Genomic DNA, 16,894 nt, shown 5'->3' with positions numbered 1-16,894 from the left:
AACTTTCAACTTTTCAACCCTCAACCTTCAACCCTCAACCTTCAACTTTTCAACCCTCAACCTTCTAAACCATCGTTTTCTTCCATTTGCCCCGCTTAAACAGAATATAAGCAGCAATGGTAATGCCTACTTCGGCAACAGGTATGGCAATAAATACGCCCGTTGGCCCCATTTCCAAGTATTTGGCCAAGAAAAAGGCAAAAGGAATTTGAAACAGCCAAAATGCGATCACGTTGATTTTTGTTGGGGTCCAGGTATCGCCGGCACCGTTAAATGCACTGGTTAATACCATCCCCACACCATAGAGTACAAAACCATAGCTTAAAATCCTTAAGGCTTCGGTTGTAACGGCTTTAACCTGTTCATCTATGGTAAAGAATGAGGCGAATATGGGGCCGCAGGTTAAGAAAAGTACCATGACTACGGCCATAAAAACCACTATGTATTTCATGGTGACGAATACCGATTTTTCGGCCCTATCTAGGTGTCCGGCACCCATGTTTTGGCCCACCAATGTGGCTGCTGCATTGCTCAGTCCCCATGCGGGCAACATAAAGAACATCATGAGCCTCAATGCGGTTTGATAGCCTGCAGAGCCATGATCGCCACCTGTAGTGGCCACCAATTCGGCCAAGAAAATCCAGCTGCAAGAAGCAATTACAAATTGCAATATCCCCGGTGCTGCAATTTTTACAATGGCGCGGATCTGTTCCCAATCTGGTGCAAAATAGGCCAATTTGATTTTTAGGGCGCTATTGCCTCTTACCAGATGGAAAATCTGATAGCCCACGCCCAAGCCACGTCCAATGGCCGTAGCCATGGCAGCTCCGGTTAATCCGAAGGCAGGGATAGGGCCCCAGCCTCTAATTAAAAGCGGACATAAAATGATGTTGGCTATATTGGCAATCATCAAGCTTTGCATAGCGATTGAAGCATTGCCGGCACCCCTAAAAATACCATTGATCAAAAACAACAGCATAATTACGGTACTGCTGCCCATCATAATGCGTACGAAAGTTATACCTTGTTCGGCAGTAGCATCGCTAGCACCCATAATGAGCAAAATTTCTTTGGCAAAAATGAAGCCCACCACACTGATGATCACGTTCACAAACATGGCGATAATGATGGTCTGCATCCCTGCTTTGGCAGCAGCGGCCGGGTTTTTCTCGCCAATACGCCTGGCTACTACGGCCGTAGCGGCCATGCTCATTCCAATGGCTAACGAATAGATAATGGTCAATACCGATTCGGTTAAGCCTACCGTTTGAATGGCGTTGCTGCTGTTTGGCAAGTGGCCTACAAAATAAAGGTCGACCAAGGCAAACACCGATTCCATCATCATTTCGAGCATCATTGGGATGGCCAACAATATAATGGCCTTGCGTATGCTGATCGAAGTATAATCGGTTTCCTTGCCGATAATGGCCTGCCATAAGACAGTAAAGAAATTAGAAAAACCACTAGTCTTAGTAGATTCTGACATAAAATATAAATAAAAATGTAAGTAGTAAACCAAAGGGCACAAAAGATGCGCCTGTTAATAATAGATTGCCGGAATTGGAGTCCTGGTTGTTGGAAAACTAACGTAAACGGACTACTGAAACTATCATGGTTCTGTAGATTTGTTAAACAAAAATAGAAAAAAAACAGAACTTGCAAATAAATTTAGCAAAATCAAATCATAAAGTTTTTGTAAGCTGCTCCAAAAACGGGAAGTTTAGGTTTTTAAGCGTGAAATAGTAACAACTTTTATTTTTTAGCATCAAAATCGAAAAAAAACTTGACTCAGCTCATACTTCAGCATATTCATAAACAATATGGGAGCCATGTAGTGCTCCAATTTAACCATTGGGAAATTAGCAAAGGCATTTATTGGCTCAAAGGAGGAAATGGAACCGGCAAAACGACTTTGTTCAGGATCATTACCGGTCAGACGCCTTTTAACGGAGAGGTAAAGCTGAACAACAAGAGTTTAAGAAAGGATCCAATTGCTTTTCGCTCGCAACTCAGCTATGCCGAAGCAGAACCTCAATATCCTTTGTTTATTACTGGAAAAGAATTGCTCGATTTTTATCGCGAAACCAGAAAAGGAACCCAAGCCGAAGTAGACGAACTGGCCAAGCTGTTTGAAATCTATGCTTTCTTGACTCAGAAAATAGGGGGCTATTCGAGTGGCATGCTCAAAAAGCTTTCCTTGATTTGCGCATTTATCGGCGATGTTGATTTTTATATCCTAGACGAGCCGCTCATTACCATAGATGTGGCATCGGCCACTAAGCTTTACGAGCTGATTTCGGCTAAAGCTGCTCAGGGAAAAAGCTTTTTGCTTTCTTCGCATCAAGAAATTGATCCAGAAAAACTGAGTATCAACGGTGTTTTCGAAATTCGAAACCAAGAGATTACGTCATGCTAAGACTACTGTATCGAACTATGGGTCTTACTTTTTACCAGCAGCATGCAGGTTTGTTTTTGGTGATCTTTTACCTGTTGTTTGGTGCGGTTGAAGGATCACAACTTATTAGCTATCATACGGCCTTGCTTCTGGCAATTTGTTCTTCGCCTTTGGTGTTGTTGCTGTTGTTTGGCATCTGGACTTTGTACGCGGTCAAATGCGCCTTTTTTGTAAGGCAACAGCTCAAACATGATAATTATGGTTTTACAAGGAACCTAACTGTGCTCCCTCAAAACAATCAGCTATTGGCTTGGACAAAAATTTATGCCTTGCTGTTATTGCCAATTTTAGTTTATGCTGGCTTTTTGCTAATGGTTGCCCTCAAGCATGGCTTCTATTTAACATTTGTAGCCGTGCTATTGCAATTGTTGTGCATGCTTTTCTTACTGTCGTTTTATACCTTTCGAATTCATAATTATACGTTTAACGTAGCCAAGGCATGGATCAAATTGCCAGCGGTAAAAATTAAAAGGCCTTTTTGGACATGGCCTTTGTTTTACCTGTTAAATGAGCAATGGGTGATGCTGCTATTGTGCAAAGTGGTTTCATTTGTGTTTTTAAAAGGCATGTTGTGGATGTTTGCCGATGTAGGTCCTGATATTCGCGTTTACCTTACGGCCGCGATGACCGTAGTATTGAGCCATGCGGTATTGCTGCTTAACCTGGTTAAGTTTGAAGCCAATTACTTGGAATTTGCCAAAGGTCTGCCGATCGGAGTTTTGAAAAAACTGGTGCAATGGTTAGGAGTGTTAATCTTACTGCTGTTGCCAGAAATGGCGATGTTTGTACAATTGCTCCACTTTGATTTGTTAAAATCCATTGCTGTTTTTCTTTACCTGACGAGTGGAATGCTTTGCCTGCTAATATTGGTGTATTGGCTCAAAGCCAACATGGACAACTACCTGAAATACCTGTTGTTTTTCTTTTTTGTAAACATGTGGGCCATATTGGCCGGGCAATACTTGTTGTTGAGCCTGTTGATGTTCGCTTTTGCCTTCGGGGGATTTTTGTGGAAATATCAGCGGATCGATTTGCGGGAAATGGCCTAGATACTGTAAGCCGCAATCATTTCTGCATTTACCTTGCAAGAACGCTGGGTAGCCAAATCAATCATCACATATTCAAATACACCATCTGAAGCTACTTTTCCGGTTTTTTGGTTCACGATTTCAAACTGCACGCTGCAACCTTTTTCATTGATTTCTAAAATTCCTGTTCTGATCAGCATTTTATCGCCCATTACCAGTGCGCGCTTAAAGGCGATGTTCACTTTGCTCACTACCCAGCCAAAGCCTTGTTCGGCAAATTTTTCCCAGCTCATGCCATAAAAACGGTCCATTTGCTCATAGCGGGCCGCTAGTACATAATCGAGGTATTTGCTGTTATGTACGTGGTTAAACATGTCTATGTCGTCTGGACGAACATTGAGCTCGCTTTCGAATATGCTGTACTGATTTTTCTCCATCGCTACAAAAATAAGTAAAGGTTTAGCTTTAAAGCTAATGTTCATCAAATTCTTGTCATCTAATCAGGTTAAATAGGAATATCGGGAAAACCCGATATATATTTGCCCACATGGATCAGGTAGAGATATTCAAGGCACTTTCCAACAAAGCACGATTGCAGATACTGAATTGGCTAAAGGAACCCGAAAAGCATTTTCCAGACTACCAAGCTTCTTGTGGCGATAACAGTGTTGGAGTTTGTGTGGGCCATATCCAGCGCAAAAGCGGCTTAACGCAATCTACCGTTTCAGAGTATTTAGCGGTACTGCAAAGGGCAGGGCTGGTCAATGCCACCCGAATTGGGCAGTGGACTTATTATCAAAGAAACGAAACAGCCATTAAGGCTTTGGGCGAATTGATTGCGACAACGCTTTAGCAACCTTTTCGATACCGTAAATAAACAAATATGAGTACAAGAGAATTAGCAACGCTTCCTTATTCGGTTTTAGATTTAGCTACCGTAGTGGAAGGCAAATCGATAGCCGACACCTTTAAAAATAGTGCTACACTGGCACAGCATACCGAAAAACTGGGTTATTTACGCTATTGGCTTGCCGAACACCATAACATGATCAGTGTGGCCAGCTCGGCAACTTCAGTACTGATTGGACATATTGCCGGCCAGACCAATACCATTAGGGTAGGTTCGGGAGGCATCATGTTGCCCAACCATTCACCTTTAATTGTAGCCGAGCAGTTTGGTACTTTGGCTACGCTTTATCCCGATAGGATAGACTTAGGCCTCGGCCGGGCACCTGGTACCGATCAGTTGACATCGATGGAGATTAGGGGAGAGCGTTTTGCCTCGCCACATAATTTTCCGCAGGATGTGCTGAAGCTGCAGCGGTATTTGTCAAATGCCAACAACAGCAGCAGCAAAGTACGCGCAATACCTGGAGAAGGAACAGAGGTGCCGATTTGGATTTTAGGCTCAAGTACGGAAAGTGCGCATTTGGCGGCATCCTATGGTTTGCCTTATGCTTTTGCCAGTCATTTTGCGCCCACTTATTTTTTAGAGGCATTAAAGATTTATAAGCAGAATTTCCGCCCATCAGCTGTGCTCAAAGAACCTTATGTCATTTCTTGTGTTAATGTAATTGCCGCGCCTACCGATGAGGAGGCCGAATATTTGGCCACTTCCTTAAAGCAATTGTTTATGGGCATTGTAACCGGAAAACGCAAATTGTTGCAGCCACCGGTGGATAACATGGACGAGATTTGGGATGTGATGGAAGAGGAGGCCGTAAACCAGATGCTGGCTGTTGCCTTTATTGGCGGACCAGAAACATTGGCTACTCAGATGCGTTCTTTCTTGGCACAAACCCAGGTAGATGAGGTAATGGTTACTTCGCATATTTACGATCATGAAGCGCGTTTGCTTTCTTATCAAATATTTGCTGAGGTTTTGAAGAAGGGGTAAAGGTGGAAGGTAAGATGGGAAATGGAAGATGGAAGAGGTGAGATGGAAAATGTAGCCTATCGCGGAGAATAAAAGATATCGTCATTGCGAGGAACGAAGCAATCTCTTTCGATAAAGCTTGCTCAGTTGCCAATTATCAGTTTACAGTTGACCAATCAAACAGTTCTAACAATATAACAATACATAACAATTTAACGCTTCACATTCAATAACTCATTCATTCAAAATTAAATATGGAATATAGAAAATTAGGTGCATCGGGTTTAACGGTGCCTGTTTTAAGTTTTGGTACGGCTACTTTCGGTGGCGGAAACGAATTTTTCAAAGCTTGGGGCAATACCCAAATTGATGAGGCCAAAAGGCTGATCGATCTCTGCTTGGCTGCTGGTGTCAATTTCTTTGATACGGCCAATGTGTACTCAAGAGGTGCTTCAGAAGAGATTTTGGGCAAAGCCTTGAGCGGTATCCGTAACCAGGTATTGATTTCTACCAAGGCCACTTTCCCGATGGGCGATGGTCCGAATGATTTTGGCTCTGGCCGTTTACACCTGACCCAACAAGTAGAGCAAAGCCTGAAACGGTTGCAAACCGATTATATCGATATCTACCACATGCATGGCTTTGATGCCACTACACCAGTTGAAGAAACTTTAAAAGCCTTAGACGGCCTCATCCAAAGTGGCAAGATCAGGTACATTGCCTGTTCTAATTTTTCTGGTTGGCACTTGATGAAGTCGCTATCTGTATCAGAACGATATGGCTGGGCCAAGTACATTGCGCATCAGGCTTATTATTCTTTGTACGATAGGGAATTTGAGTGGGAGTTAATGCCTTTGGGCCTTGATCAAAACGTTGGCACCATTGTTTGGAGTCCATTATCATCTGGACGTTTATCGGGCAAATTCCAAAGAGGGAAAGCCTTGCCTGCAGATAACCGCACCCAGCAGGGTGGTGAGCATGGCCCTGCCTTAAACGAAGAGCGCTTGTACAACATTGTTGATGTATTGAAGGTTATTGCCGAAGAAACCGAAAAAAGCATTCCTCAGGTAGCTTTAAACTGGTTGTTGCAAAGACCTACTGTGGCCAACATTGTAATTGGTGCCAGAAACGAAGAACAATTGCAGCAAAACCTATTGGCTGTGGGATGGAACTTAAGTACCGATCAGGTAAAGAGGTTAGACGAAGCCAGTCAAATCGAACCGATCTATCCTTATTGGCATCAGCAACAGAATCAAAAACTGGTTCCTTTGCCTAAATTTTATTAGGCCTAAATGATGAATAGCGCTTGTTGATGATCTTTTTAACGGGATGATTTACAAGCGCTGTTCTTTTATAAGATGGGGATAAGCAAATCTACAATGGCCTTCTTTTCGGGATGTTCGTTAAAGTTGTTGTGGAAGATCTCAAATGGGTTTCGGTCTGCTTTTTGGTAGCCGTTTTCGTTCATCCAAATAAACAGGGAGCTCCATGATTTTTCGAAATCTTTTGGCTCGATTTCAAAACGGCCGACAATAAATTTGCCTTGATCGATGCTGGTCAATCCAACTTCGCCACTTGTTGCAATAGGTTCTTTTAAAATGATGCAGGCACTCATCCTTACTTTATCAGGCTCGGTAATCTTAAAACTGTCGTGATAGATTCTAACGGCCTTAAAACCGGGATCATCAAGCAAACCTTTCGGCCTTGCCCATTTCATGAGGCGGCTAAAGGCATCGTCTAAGCCATCTGGTCCAATTTGCGTAATAAAAGCCAAATCCAGTTTTGGCATTTCCTTAATTTCAATTTTTGCATTCATAGTCATCCAATTTTTGAGGTGATTAATGTTGCAAATGTATGCCTCGAAAACCTGGGGCATTTGTCCATTCTTGCTTTCCGTTTTGCGAATCTTGCTATAATGGCTCGGGCTCGATTTTCGAAACTCGGAAGGACTGAGGCCATAAAATTTTTTAAAGGTCCTGGTAAAGGAAGAATTGCTGTTGAAACCATATCGCAAAGCGATTTCGCTAACCGTTATCGCTTTGTGGTGCAAGAGCAGGGCCGCTGTTTTTTCTATTCGTTTTCTGGTAATGTAGCCGTTAAGGGTTTCGTTGGTGATGGCCTTAAAGAGCCTGTGCAAATGAAAAGGAGAGTAGAAGCCCACGGCCGAGACGGTTTCTAGCGACAGCTCTTCATCTAAATTCTCCTCGATATAGATTAAAATCCTATTGATTCTTTCTATATAATCCGCATTGGTATGCTGCATGTGGATTACCCGATTTTAATTGGTTAAGATACGGATCGGATTGCTCAACAATTTATGGATTGGACATTTGTCTGCAATCTGCAGGAGGCGTTCTCTTTGTTCTTGGCTCAGCTCGCCAACAAATTCAATTTTACGGCTAATGGTTGTTTCTTTGCTCATCTCGTCTTCTTTGCAAATGGCCAAGTCGATTTTAATGGATTCGAGGGGCAGTTCTTTCCGGTCGGCATACATCCTGATGGTAATCGCCGTACAGCTTCCCAAGCTAGCCAAGAGCAAGGCTCCTGGCGACATTCCCTCATCGGTACCGCCCAATTCGGCAGGTTCATCTGCATAAATCAAATGTCCGTTAGAAAATACCTTGGTTTTATAGGTTGATCGGTCTAATTCTGTAATGGCTGTGATTTGGTTATTGCTCATATTTCTGGTTTAATGCCTAAATTTACCGTAAACATAGCATAAAATGGAAAAACAAAGCGAAGCACAACAGCGATTATTGATATTTCAATCGTTTACCGGAAAAGAAATCAGCCAATCTCCTTCCCATTTTATGAACTGGCTCAGGCCAACCCTGATCAATGCCGAAAGAGGCAGCCTGCATTGCAGCTATGTGGTACGTAAAAAGATGACCAATCCCTATGGCATTTTGCATGGAGGCATTACTGCAGGCATTATCGACGATTTAATTGGGGCAACGGTATACATTTTGGGACTGAACGATCGTTATACTACAGTAAACAACAATATCGATTATTTTGCCCCAGCCAGCGAAGGCGATACCATCAGCGCCAAAACAGCAATCGTAAAACAGGGCAGGGCCATTATCAATCTGCAGTGCGAAATATTTTTGCCTGCTAAGAACCGCCTCATTGCCAAAGGTTATTCCAATATGCTGAATATCGGATAATCGAATGTAAATCAGTTTTTTAGCATAGATTTAACTTTGGCTAAACATTTGGATATTAAGTTTGTTATGTAGTTATCCCTAAACTAAATATAGCCATGTTGAACGATTATTTAAACCTCCAGTTTGATGTTAAAGGCAAGACCTTTAAAGGTTTTTGCATGAGGATCCACGATGATTTTCATTTAACCTACGCCGTTATTCTAGAAGACTGCCATTCGTTCTGCGTATGGCTAGATAATAAAACTTCCAAGTGGTACTCTTCCAAGTTTACAAACCTCGACCAAAGCGTGCTCGACCAAATCATTGATAAAATAGATGTGCGGGAAGAAGCAGGTTTGTTGCGTATGGGTTAATTGTTGCTTTTTAATTTATATTTAATTTTATTCTTAATAGTCTGATTTATTAAGGTTTAATCGTTGGAATTTCTTAAATTTCAAAACAACTTAAACTTTAATTCACAGATTATGAACGGAAAATCTATTCTCTTTTTATGCGGGTTTTTGCTGTTTTCCATGGTTACCTATGCTCAAAAAAGCATCAAGGGTAAAGTAACCGATGGCGCAAACGGCACTCCGATTCCCGGTGTAAGCGTACTTGTAAAAGGGACAAGTACGGGTGTAACCACACAGCCTGACGGGAGTTACCTGATTAATGTGCCAGCCAATGGCACTACCCTAGTTTTTAAATACCTCGGTTTCGAAACTCAGGAAATGGCTATCGGCGAACGTTCGGAAATTAATGTAGCATTAAATTCGAGTGCCGAAACATTGGAAGGTGTTGTGATAACCGCATTAGGTATCAAACGCAGCGAAAAATCTGTTGGTTATGCTACACAGCAAGTAAAAGGCGATAACCTGACGATGACTAAGGAACAAAATGTGATTGGCTCGTTGGCAGGTAAGGTGGCCGGTGTTCAAGTTACAGGTTCTTCTGGAGCAAGTTTGGGTGGTACACAAAAAATTAAGATCAGAAGTGTAAATTCGGTTACTGGTGGTGGTTCTCCATTAATGGTAGTAGATGGTACACCCATTTCACAGAACAATTTTGGGGGTAGCGAAAACGGTGTCGATTATGGCAATACTTCTCAAGATATTAATCCAGACGACATCGAATCCATCAATATTTTAAAAGGTCCGGCCGCATCTGCTCTTTATGGCATCCGCGGTCAATATGGTGTACTTCTCATTACTACAAAAAAGGGAAGTAAGGGAGCAAAAAAGATAGATATCGCAATTAATTCAGCCTACTCATTTGATAAAATAGGAAACTTCTTGCCTTTGCAAAATATCTATGGTGTTGGCAATAGCCAAGTTTTTTCTAAATTAACCAATGGCCAAAACTATGTAAATGGCAATGATGAGAGCTGGGGTCCAAAAATGGATGGTACACCCATTAGAAAAATCAATAGTTTTTACCCACAAGATCCAGAATTTGGCCAGTTAAGCCCATTTCTTCCACAGCCAAATAACATAAAGGATTATTTTGAAACCGGACAAAATATCAATAATGGCATAGTGGTAACGGGTGGCTCAGAAAATTCTAATTACAAGATGAGTTATACTAATGCCTACACTAAGGGAACTTATCCAAATACCTGGTTAAAACGCAATAACCTCAGTTTGAGCTCGTCGTTAGATATCACTAGCAAACTTACCATTGGTGCAAACGTAAATTTTGCGAATAATTCGGGCCAGCGTCCTACGCAAGGTTACCAAGGTTCATTTACAGGTGCAGTACAGTGGTTTCAGCGCAACTTAGATGTGAATACGCTCAGAAATTATCGTTATGCCGATGGTACGATTTTAAATTGGAACGTAAATCCAAATACTGCTGGAGTAATTACAAGTAACAAACCAAGCGATTGGAACAATCCATTTTTTGATGCTTACGAAGTGTTGAACAATGATGATCGTAATCGTTTGTTCGGTGATGTAAACGCAAGTTATCAGGTTTTGCCAGAACTGAAATTAAGTGGTTTTGTACGTTCTGATATGTTTACACAAAATGTAACTCACAAAGAACCCTTAGGTGGAAGAAATTTAGATAATTACAATATAACTAAAGCACAGGGCATAGACAATAACTATGAGTTTTTGGCGCAGTACACAAAAAATATAAAAGATTTTTCAATTTATATCAATGCTGGAGCTAATCTTTTTACCACAAAATATACCCAAACTTATCAGGCAACTTCTGGAGGCTTATCTAGTCCTAGTGCATTTACCATAGCGGCCTCGGTTGACAGGCCAATCAGTACTTCGTATTTGCGCAGAAAACAGGTTCGAAGTGTATATGCCATGGGTTCTTTTGGCTATAAAGACACTTATTTCTTTGATGCATCAATTCGTAATGATATTTCATCGGCATTGCCAGCAAAAAACAATTCATATTGGTACCCATCTTTTTCTGGAAGTTTCTTGTTTAGCAACCTGCTCAAATCAAAAGTCTTGAATTATGGCAAACTAAGGGCAAGTTATGCTGTTGCAGGCTCTGATTTGGATCCTTTCCAAACGGTAAATACTTACGGCTTTGGCACTCCATACCCTGGAGCTGGCGGAACCATAAGTTCTATGGTTGTTCCTGATGTATTAAAAAATCCAGATCTTAAGCCTTCTTTCGCAAATTCTTATGAGGCTGGTATCGACCTTAGGTTTTTGAATAACCGCGTAGGGGCTGAATTTACCTTGTACAAACAGAAAAATGAAGACCAGGTAATTAACTTATCGGTTTCGGGAGCAAGTGGCTACGACAGTTATGTGGTAAATGCAGGCTTGATAGAAAACAAGGGTATGGAACTGACATTATATGGCCAGCCCATTAAATCGAACTTTTTTACTTGGGATATTAGCGTTAACTATGCCAGGAATAAGAACTCGGTTAAAGCATTATACCCCGGCATAGGCGATGTTTATCAGCTTGACCAGAATGTTTATTCAAATCAGACTATTTTTCTTAATTCAACTATTAACCAATCGTTTGGTAACCTTGTTGGACCAGGCTATAAACGCGATCCGGCTACAGGTTTAATTCTGTTGGGAGCTGATAATATGCCTATTTCGGTAAATGGTGTGAATTTTGGAAGCGTTGTACCTAGGTATACTGGTGGTATCACTAACAACTTTAAAATATGGAAGTTTGATTTGGCAGCAGCTTTAAGCTTTCAAAGTGGAGGTAAGTTCTTCAGCTGGAGCCAGATGCTAGCGGCCAAATCAGGTCAATCGGCGATCACTGCCGCTTTAAACGATAAAGGTATTAATGTTCGCGAACCAATTGCAAATGGTGGCGGTGTAAAAGTATCTGGCATATCTGCTGTTACTGGCCAACCAGTTACTGCCTATGTAGATGCTCGTACCTATTATAGAACAAATTTGGGTACTAAATTTTATGATGAATGGGTTTATGATGCCTCGTACATTAAAATAAGAGAGCTAAGCCTGGGCTATAATTTTGATGCTTCAATTTTAAGCAAAACGCCATTTAAGGCTGCAAAAATCTCAGTCATTGCCCGTAACCCATTAATGATTTGGCAGAAAGCTCCGAAAGGTGTGGATCCTTCAGAGCTGTCATCGGGAAGTTCGGCTATTAGCTGGATTGAAAAAGGAGAGTTGCAAACTGTTCGTTCTTATGGTTTAACGCTAAATCTTAAATTTTAAATCTCTTAATGATGAAAAATATATATCAATCAATAGGGTGCTTTTTAACGGTCATAGCCTTATTAGGCAGCTGCAAGAAATTCGACGCCTCGATCAATACTGATCCAAATAATCCAACAAAAGCTTCAGGAACACAGTTGATAGCTAATGCCGAACAATTTTTGCCTGGCTTGAGTTCTTCGCCGTACGGTGTTCATTATCCGCAATACCTGTCTAATACGTCATTCCCAGATAATTCGAGGTATGTAACAACAAATTTTAACTTTTATGGCTTGTACCAAGGGCCGATGATGAACCTGCAAAATGTAATAGACAATACAGCTTTAGATGCAAGCGAAGGTCCAATTGCTAATCAGATTGCCGTAGCAAAAGTTTTAAAGGCCTATTTTATGTGGCATGCAACAGATAGGTGGGGCCCCTTGCCTTACACAGAAGCTTTAAAAGGAAAGGACAACTTTACACCCAAGTACGATACGCAACAAAGTATCTATAACAGTCTTTTTGCTTTGTTGGATGATGCAAATGCATCTTTTGTAAGCGGTGCATTAAAGAATGATATTGTTTATGGAGGCGATGTTGGCAAATGGAAAAGATTAGGCAATACCATCCATATGCTCATGGCTCTACGCTTATCTAAAGTTGATGCCACAAAAGGAAGTACAGAATTCAATAAAGCCTTAACCAATGGCATAATGGCAGCTAACACCGATAATTTGGCTTACCCGCATTTAGCAGTTGCTGCCCAAGAAAACTATTGGTATAATTCATTTACAACGCTAAGCAGAAACTGGTTTGCGGTAAGTAAGCCAATAGTCGATTTTATGCAGGCTCTAAACGATCCACGTTTGCCAATTTTCGCTAACAAAAATAGTGCTGGCAACTATGTTGGTTTAGATTATGGTTTAGCGAGTACGGTAACTCCTGGCAATTATTCTTTATTGGGTAATGCCATCCGCCAGCAAAACTCGCCTGTTTATTTGGTAACCTATGCTCAGGCCTTGTTTGCCAAAGCTGAAGCGGCCAAGTTGGGATGGATCACTGGTAGCGATGCCGTTGCAAAAACAAACTATGATTTAGCTATTGAACAATCTATCCGCCAATGGAACAACAACGATATTGCCGGATTAAGTACTTATATGTTAAATAGCTCAGTAATCTATAATCCTACAACTGCATTGCAACAAATTGGAAATCAGCGCTGGGTGCATTTATTTATGCATGGATATGAAGGCTGGGCCGAATGGCGCAGAACGGGTTTTCCTAATTTATCACCTCCTCCCAATAATAATGGTATTCAGATTCCTCGCAGAGAGGGGTATCCTACGCAAGAACAAGCAAATAATACAGCCAATTACAAGGCAGCTATAGCAGCTTTTCCTTATGGCGGAGCCGATGACCTTAATGCAAGGGTATGGTGGGATAAGCCTTAGGTGAGTCCAAAGTCTGAAGTCCTTAGTCTTTGGGCTAATTAAAAAATAAAAAATCCTGTTCTATTTAATGGAACGGGATTTTTTTATAAGATGGGTTTTATTAATTAACGTTTCCAAAGAAAAGGTAGGCTAGCCCAATTGCAGTACAAACCCCAATTAAATCGGCCAATAACATGGCGCCTACGGCATAGCGGGTATTTTTGATGCTTACCGATCCAAAGTATACAGCAATTACATAGAAGGTCGTATCTGAAGCGCCCTGAAAAACACCAGAGAGCTTGCTGGCAAACGAATCAGCACCGTAAGCAGTCATCGTATCAACCATCATGCCTCTGGCCGCGCCACCGCTCAATGGTCTGATTAGCGCAGTTGGCAAAGCATTTACAAACCTGGTATCGGCGCCTACCCAAACAAAGAACTGCTTAATGCCGTTCATTACCACATCAAAAGTTCCACTGGTTCTGAGCATGCTCACGGCCACCAAAATACCAACCAAATAAGGTACAATTTTGATGGCGGTATCGAATCCGTTTTTTGCACCTTCGATAAAGGCATCGAAGATGTCTATTTTCTTATAAACACCACCCAAAACAATAAGCAGGAAGATCAACAAGATCATTCCATTGCTCAATATGCCCGAAAATGATTTAATGCCATTCGAATCTAAGGAGGCTACATAAAGTACCAATGCTGCAATGATTACCGATAGCCCCAATACCCAAGCAATAATGGCGGGTTGCAATAGGTTGATTTTTTGCTTGAAGGAAACGATCAGCATGGCTGCCATGGTGCCAATAAAAGTCACAATGAGGCAGGGAATAAAGATATCGGTTGGATCGCTGGCATTTTGAGATGCCCGTATGGCAATTACGCTTACCGGAATAAGGTTTAAGCCAGCGGCATGCAAACACAAAAACATAATCTGCGGATTGCTGGCCACGTCTTTATTTGGATTAAGTTCCTGCAGGCTTGCCATCGCCTTTAGGCCAAAAGGAGTTGCTGCATTATCCAAGCCTAATAAATTGGCCGAAAAATTCATGATCATATGCCCCATAGAAGGGTGATCTTTTGGAATTTCTGGAAAAAGCTTCGAAAAGAAGGGAGCTACAATTCTCGACAGCAATCTAATACCGCCTGCTTTTTCGGCAATGCTCATAAAGCCAATAAATAAGGCCAACACACCAATGAGCTTCAAACAAAGTTCTACTGCAGTCCAACAGGTTGGAATAATGCCGTCAACCTTGGTCAAATTGGCCGGATCATCGGCCTTACCGGTTACCATCCAGCTAAAAATTTCGGTTTGCCCAAAAAAGAAACACTTGATGCAAGCTACCACGATGGCAACAATGATAAATCCCGACCAAATTCTGCTTAATGCCATTGATTTGTTTGTTTAGTTTGTTGAAGGTTTGGCTGTTTTGATAAACGGCGTTGTTAAATTTAGATACTTTGCGGAAATATCTGAAATAAATAAGCAAATAGCACAAAAGCGGTACATAAAACCAAGTAAGCCACCTTAAAATTGTAAAGGATTTTATGCTTGTTCTTTTTTAATGTGGCCAAGCTGTATACAAACAATGCAATCAGCAATAAAACGATTGGCCAGAGAAAGATCATCAGCAATGGCCAGTCTTTAAAGTTGGCCAAGTCATATTTAAAATCGTACCAACGCGTCCATAGCCAAGGATTGAGATTGTTATCGAGAAGATATTCTTCAAACTCGTGCTTACTTTTGAATTTAATAATTGCAGGCTTGGCTTCATTTACTACAAAAAATACAGTATCGGCTTTACCGATTACATGGCCTTTATAAAAATAGAATTCCTTAAAATAGGCATTACCCAGTTTTTGCTGCAAGGTATCATTTGGATATCCGTCTTTGCCTACAAATTCGAAATATACCAAATAGGTGCCAGAACCATCGTAAGAGAGGTTATTTTGATGAGGTGTTTTTTCTTCAAATGCAGAAAGTCCGCCCGCTTTTGCCATCGGGTTTGCCAGGCACCATACAATGATGATCAATAAGATCCTGTTAAAGCATTTTTCCATCTGCAAAAGCTAAAAGCAAAGTTGAACCATCAAATAATTGAAAAGAGGCATTTCCATACAAGCGAATATCGCCTTTTACCTGCAGTTTGTTTTGGTAAAATACGGTATAGCCATCGCAAAAACTTAAATCGCCGATGTCTTGGATGCTATAGGTTTTAATTGTGCTAGTGCCATCGTTGGTAGGACATTCCTCGTAATTAAGGCCAATACTCACTTCAACGCCATCTAAAACTAATCCATGGATCAGGATATGAAAGAGCTGCTTGTTGTTTTGGGGGATGGCGAAATAGTTCTTTAGTTCCTGCATTTTGTAGCTCTCACTGGCTATCGCAAGCAAACCCGATAGGATGGCCCCAAAATAGAATTTCCTGATCTCCTGTTTCTCAAAGTCTTGCGCATAGCCTCCAGCTTCGATCAATATGGTGGAAGTTCCCAGTTTTTGAAAATTATCGCCAAAGGCACGTGGTTCGAATTCATCATCAAACAAGCCGATGTGCTGGGGAACGATTTCGCTTAGGTCTTTAAACATTTCGGCAATCACCAACATTGCATTTTTACGAGTTTCGTCGATGCTTAATTCGGCATCAAACGCTGGTGCCAAAAAAGAGAGGGTTGCCGGTTTTAAGCTGCCGCTCACGCTCCATAAGGTCAGTTGATCGTGTAGGTTAAAACCAAAATGAGGCTGGATATTGGCCCTAGTAGCTTTAAGTAATTGTGCTTCTGAAGTTGCTTCTTTTAAAAAATCGCGGTTAATATCTATCTGTTGTGCATTTCTCCTGGTAAAAGCTTCGGCACCATCTGGATTAACCATGGGGATGATGCTGAGTTGGCAGTTTTCAGTTAGCAGTTTGACGAGTGGATCATCGCTTTGCAAGAAATTAAATAAATCAAAAAGCGCCATAGTGCCGGTTGCTTCATCGCCATGCATTTGGCTCCATAACATGACCTTGATCGGTCCATTGCCCCAAACAACCTGATGAATGCTTTTTCCCTTCGCCGATTGGCCTATTTCGCTTGTTGCAAATTGTGCAGGTAGTTGAGCAAGCAGCTTCACAATGGCTTCATGTTTGAAAAAGCGGTTATGGAGCTGTGTTTCCTTAAACTGTTCGAAACTTTGGAGGATAGTTGAAATCATGGTCATTTAAACCAAAAATAAGATTAAGGATTAAAAAAAGAGGCAATCTTTGTTTAAAAAGATTGCCTCTGCTTATGAGTTTATTGGTTCATTAGTTCATT

16 protein-coding genes are annotated in these 16,894 nt (G+C 41.3%); 9 read left to right on the top strand and 7 right to left on the bottom strand.

Annotated features, from left to right (window positions below; genetic code table 11):
• Positions 1–64: 64 nt before the first annotated feature.
• On the bottom strand, positions 65–1,486 hold the full coding sequence (locus AC570H_RS07755; RefSeq protein ID WP_497353394.1) for an MATE family efflux transporter: 1,422 nt from the start codon (positions 1,484–1,486) through the stop codon (positions 65–67).
• A gap of 297 nt (positions 1,487–1,783) precedes the next feature.
• Between AC570H_RS07755 and AC570H_RS07750 the strand changes: the two genes are divergently transcribed.
• Entirely contained in the window at positions 1,784–2,416 is a 633-nt protein-coding gene (locus tag AC570H_RS07750; RefSeq protein ID WP_497353392.1) for an ABC transporter ATP-binding protein, read from the top strand.
• Entirely contained in the window at positions 2,410–3,504 is a 1,095-nt protein-coding gene (locus tag AC570H_RS07745; RefSeq protein WP_497353390.1) for a hypothetical protein, read from the top strand. The genes AC570H_RS07750 and AC570H_RS07745 overlap by 7 nt, the downstream gene beginning before the upstream one ends.
• Here the strand turns inward: AC570H_RS07745 and AC570H_RS07740 are convergent.
• The gene (locus AC570H_RS07740; RefSeq protein ID WP_497353388.1) at positions 3,501–3,920 is read right to left on the bottom strand and encodes an acyl-CoA thioesterase; all 420 of its coding nucleotides are present in this window, start codon (positions 3,918–3,920) and stop codon (positions 3,501–3,503) included. The two genes, AC570H_RS07745 and AC570H_RS07740, sit on opposite strands and share 4 nt — an antisense overlap.
• Before the next feature lie 110 nt (positions 3,921–4,030).
• Between AC570H_RS07740 and AC570H_RS07735 the strand changes: the two genes are divergently transcribed.
• The 3 genes from AC570H_RS07735 to AC570H_RS07725 all read left to right on the top strand — a co-directional run bounded on the left by AC570H_RS07735 (position 4,031) and on the right by AC570H_RS07725 (position 6,645).
• Entirely contained in the window at positions 4,031–4,336 is a 306-nt protein-coding gene (locus tag AC570H_RS07735; protein ID WP_497353386.1) for an ArsR/SmtB family transcription factor, read from the top strand.
• Positions 4,337–4,366: 30 nt separating this feature from the next.
• Positions 4,367–5,380, top strand: coding sequence for an LLM class flavin-dependent oxidoreductase (locus tag AC570H_RS07730; protein WP_497353384.1), 1,014 nt, complete (start codon positions 4,367–4,369; stop codon positions 5,378–5,380).
• A 233-nt stretch (positions 5,381–5,613) separates the two neighbouring features.
• A complete protein-coding gene (locus AC570H_RS07725; protein WP_497353382.1) occupies positions 5,614–6,645 on the top strand; it encodes an aldo/keto reductase in 1,032 nt (343 codons plus the stop codon).
• A 65-nt stretch (positions 6,646–6,710) separates the two neighbouring features.
• Here AC570H_RS07725 and AC570H_RS07720 read toward each other — a convergent pair whose 3' ends face one another.
• The gene (locus AC570H_RS07720) at positions 6,711–7,622 is read right to left on the bottom strand and encodes an AraC family transcriptional regulator (RefSeq protein ID WP_497353380.1); all 912 of its coding nucleotides are present in this window, start codon (positions 7,620–7,622) and stop codon (positions 6,711–6,713) included.
• Positions 7,623–7,637: 15 nt separating this feature from the next.
• Positions 7,638–8,039: an OsmC family protein gene (locus AC570H_RS07715; RefSeq protein ID WP_497353378.1), complete on the bottom strand. Its 402-nt coding sequence runs from the start codon at positions 8,037–8,039 to the stop codon at positions 7,638–7,640.
• A 43-nt stretch (positions 8,040–8,082) separates the two neighbouring features.
• On the opposite strand from AC570H_RS07715, the gene AC570H_RS07710 reads away from it, so the two are divergent.
• The 4 genes from AC570H_RS07710 to AC570H_RS07695 all read left to right on the top strand — a co-directional run bounded on the left by AC570H_RS07710 (position 8,083) and on the right by AC570H_RS07695 (position 13,609).
• Positions 8,083–8,526: a PaaI family thioesterase gene (locus AC570H_RS07710; protein ID WP_497353376.1), complete on the top strand. Its 444-nt coding sequence runs from the start codon at positions 8,083–8,085 to the stop codon at positions 8,524–8,526.
• A 95-nt stretch (positions 8,527–8,621) separates the two neighbouring features.
• On the top strand, positions 8,622–8,879 hold the full coding sequence (locus tag AC570H_RS07705) for a hypothetical protein (RefSeq protein WP_497353374.1): 258 nt from the start codon (positions 8,622–8,624) through the stop codon (positions 8,877–8,879).
• A 111-nt stretch (positions 8,880–8,990) separates the two neighbouring features.
• Positions 8,991–12,179, top strand: coding sequence for a SusC/RagA family TonB-linked outer membrane protein (locus AC570H_RS07700; RefSeq protein ID WP_497353372.1), 3,189 nt, complete (start codon positions 8,991–8,993; stop codon positions 12,177–12,179).
• An 8-nt stretch (positions 12,180–12,187) separates the two neighbouring features.
• Entirely contained in the window at positions 12,188–13,609 is a 1,422-nt protein-coding gene (locus AC570H_RS07695; protein ID WP_497353370.1) for a SusD/RagB family nutrient-binding outer membrane lipoprotein, read from the top strand.
• Between the two features lie 100 nt (positions 13,610–13,709).
• On the opposite strand, the gene AC570H_RS07690 is transcribed toward AC570H_RS07695, so the two are convergent.
• From AC570H_RS07690 to AC570H_RS07680, 3 genes are read right to left on the bottom strand one after another with little or no spacing between them, the layout of a single operon-like run.
• Complete coding sequence (locus tag AC570H_RS07690; protein ID WP_497353368.1) at positions 13,710–14,990, bottom strand: nucleoside recognition domain-containing protein; 1,281 nt, start codon at positions 14,988–14,990, stop codon at positions 13,710–13,712.
• Positions 14,991–15,049: 59 nt separating this feature from the next.
• Positions 15,050–15,658, bottom strand: coding sequence for a hypothetical protein (locus tag AC570H_RS07685; protein WP_497353366.1), 609 nt, complete (start codon positions 15,656–15,658; stop codon positions 15,050–15,052).
• Positions 15,642–16,793 (bottom strand): M14 family zinc carboxypeptidase, encoded by a 1,152-nt coding sequence (locus tag AC570H_RS07680; protein ID WP_497353364.1) that lies wholly within the window; start codon positions 16,791–16,793, stop codon positions 15,642–15,644. Before AC570H_RS07680 ends, AC570H_RS07685 begins: the two co-directional genes overlap by 17 nt.
• Positions 16,794–16,894 lie beyond the last annotated feature (101 nt).

Source organism: Pedobacter sp. B4419 (genome assembly GCF_059693725.1).
Note: the sequence above shows the minus strand (reverse complement) of the source record. Positions and strands in the feature narration are given on the sequence as shown.

Bases quoted from the DNA above. Each gene is read 5' to 3' on its own strand.
- AC570H_RS07745 (WP_497353390.1), top strand. From the start codon at position 2,410: ATGCTAAGACTACTGTATCGAACTATGGGTCTTACTTTTTACCAGCAG.
- AC570H_RS07680 (WP_497353364.1), bottom strand. From the start codon at position 16,793: ATGATTTCAACTATCCTCCAAAGTTTCGAACAGTTTAAGGAAACACAG.
- AC570H_RS07695 (WP_497353370.1), top strand. From the start codon at position 12,188: ATGATGAAAAATATATATCAATCAATAGGGTGCTTTTTAACGGTCATA.
- AC570H_RS07730 (WP_497353384.1), top strand. From the start codon at position 4,367: ATGAGTACAAGAGAATTAGCAACGCTTCCTTATTCGGTTTTAGATTTA.
- AC570H_RS07725 (WP_497353382.1), top strand. From the start codon at position 5,614: ATGGAATATAGAAAATTAGGTGCATCGGGTTTAACGGTGCCTGTTTTA.
- AC570H_RS07755 (WP_497353394.1), bottom strand. From the start codon at position 1,486: ATGTCAGAATCTACTAAGACTAGTGGTTTTTCTAATTTCTTTACTGTC.
- AC570H_RS07705 (WP_497353374.1), top strand. From the start codon at position 8,622: ATGTTGAACGATTATTTAAACCTCCAGTTTGATGTTAAAGGCAAGACC.
- AC570H_RS07700 (WP_497353372.1), top strand. From the start codon at position 8,991: ATGAACGGAAAATCTATTCTCTTTTTATGCGGGTTTTTGCTGTTTTCC.
- AC570H_RS07720 (WP_497353380.1), bottom strand. From the start codon at position 7,622: ATGCAGCATACCAATGCGGATTATATAGAAAGAATCAATAGGATTTTA.
- AC570H_RS07690 (WP_497353368.1), bottom strand. From the start codon at position 14,990: ATGGCATTAAGCAGAATTTGGTCGGGATTTATCATTGTTGCCATCGTG.
- AC570H_RS07740 (WP_497353388.1), bottom strand. From the start codon at position 3,920: ATGGAGAAAAATCAGTACAGCATATTCGAAAGCGAGCTCAATGTTCGT.
- AC570H_RS07715 (WP_497353378.1), bottom strand. From the start codon at position 8,039: ATGAGCAATAACCAAATCACAGCCATTACAGAATTAGACCGATCAACC.
- AC570H_RS07735 (WP_497353386.1), top strand. From the start codon at position 4,031: ATGGATCAGGTAGAGATATTCAAGGCACTTTCCAACAAAGCACGATTG.
- AC570H_RS07685 (WP_497353366.1), bottom strand. From the start codon at position 15,658: ATGGAAAAATGCTTTAACAGGATCTTATTGATCATCATTGTATGGTGC.
- AC570H_RS07710 (WP_497353376.1), top strand. From the start codon at position 8,083: ATGGAAAAACAAAGCGAAGCACAACAGCGATTATTGATATTTCAATCG.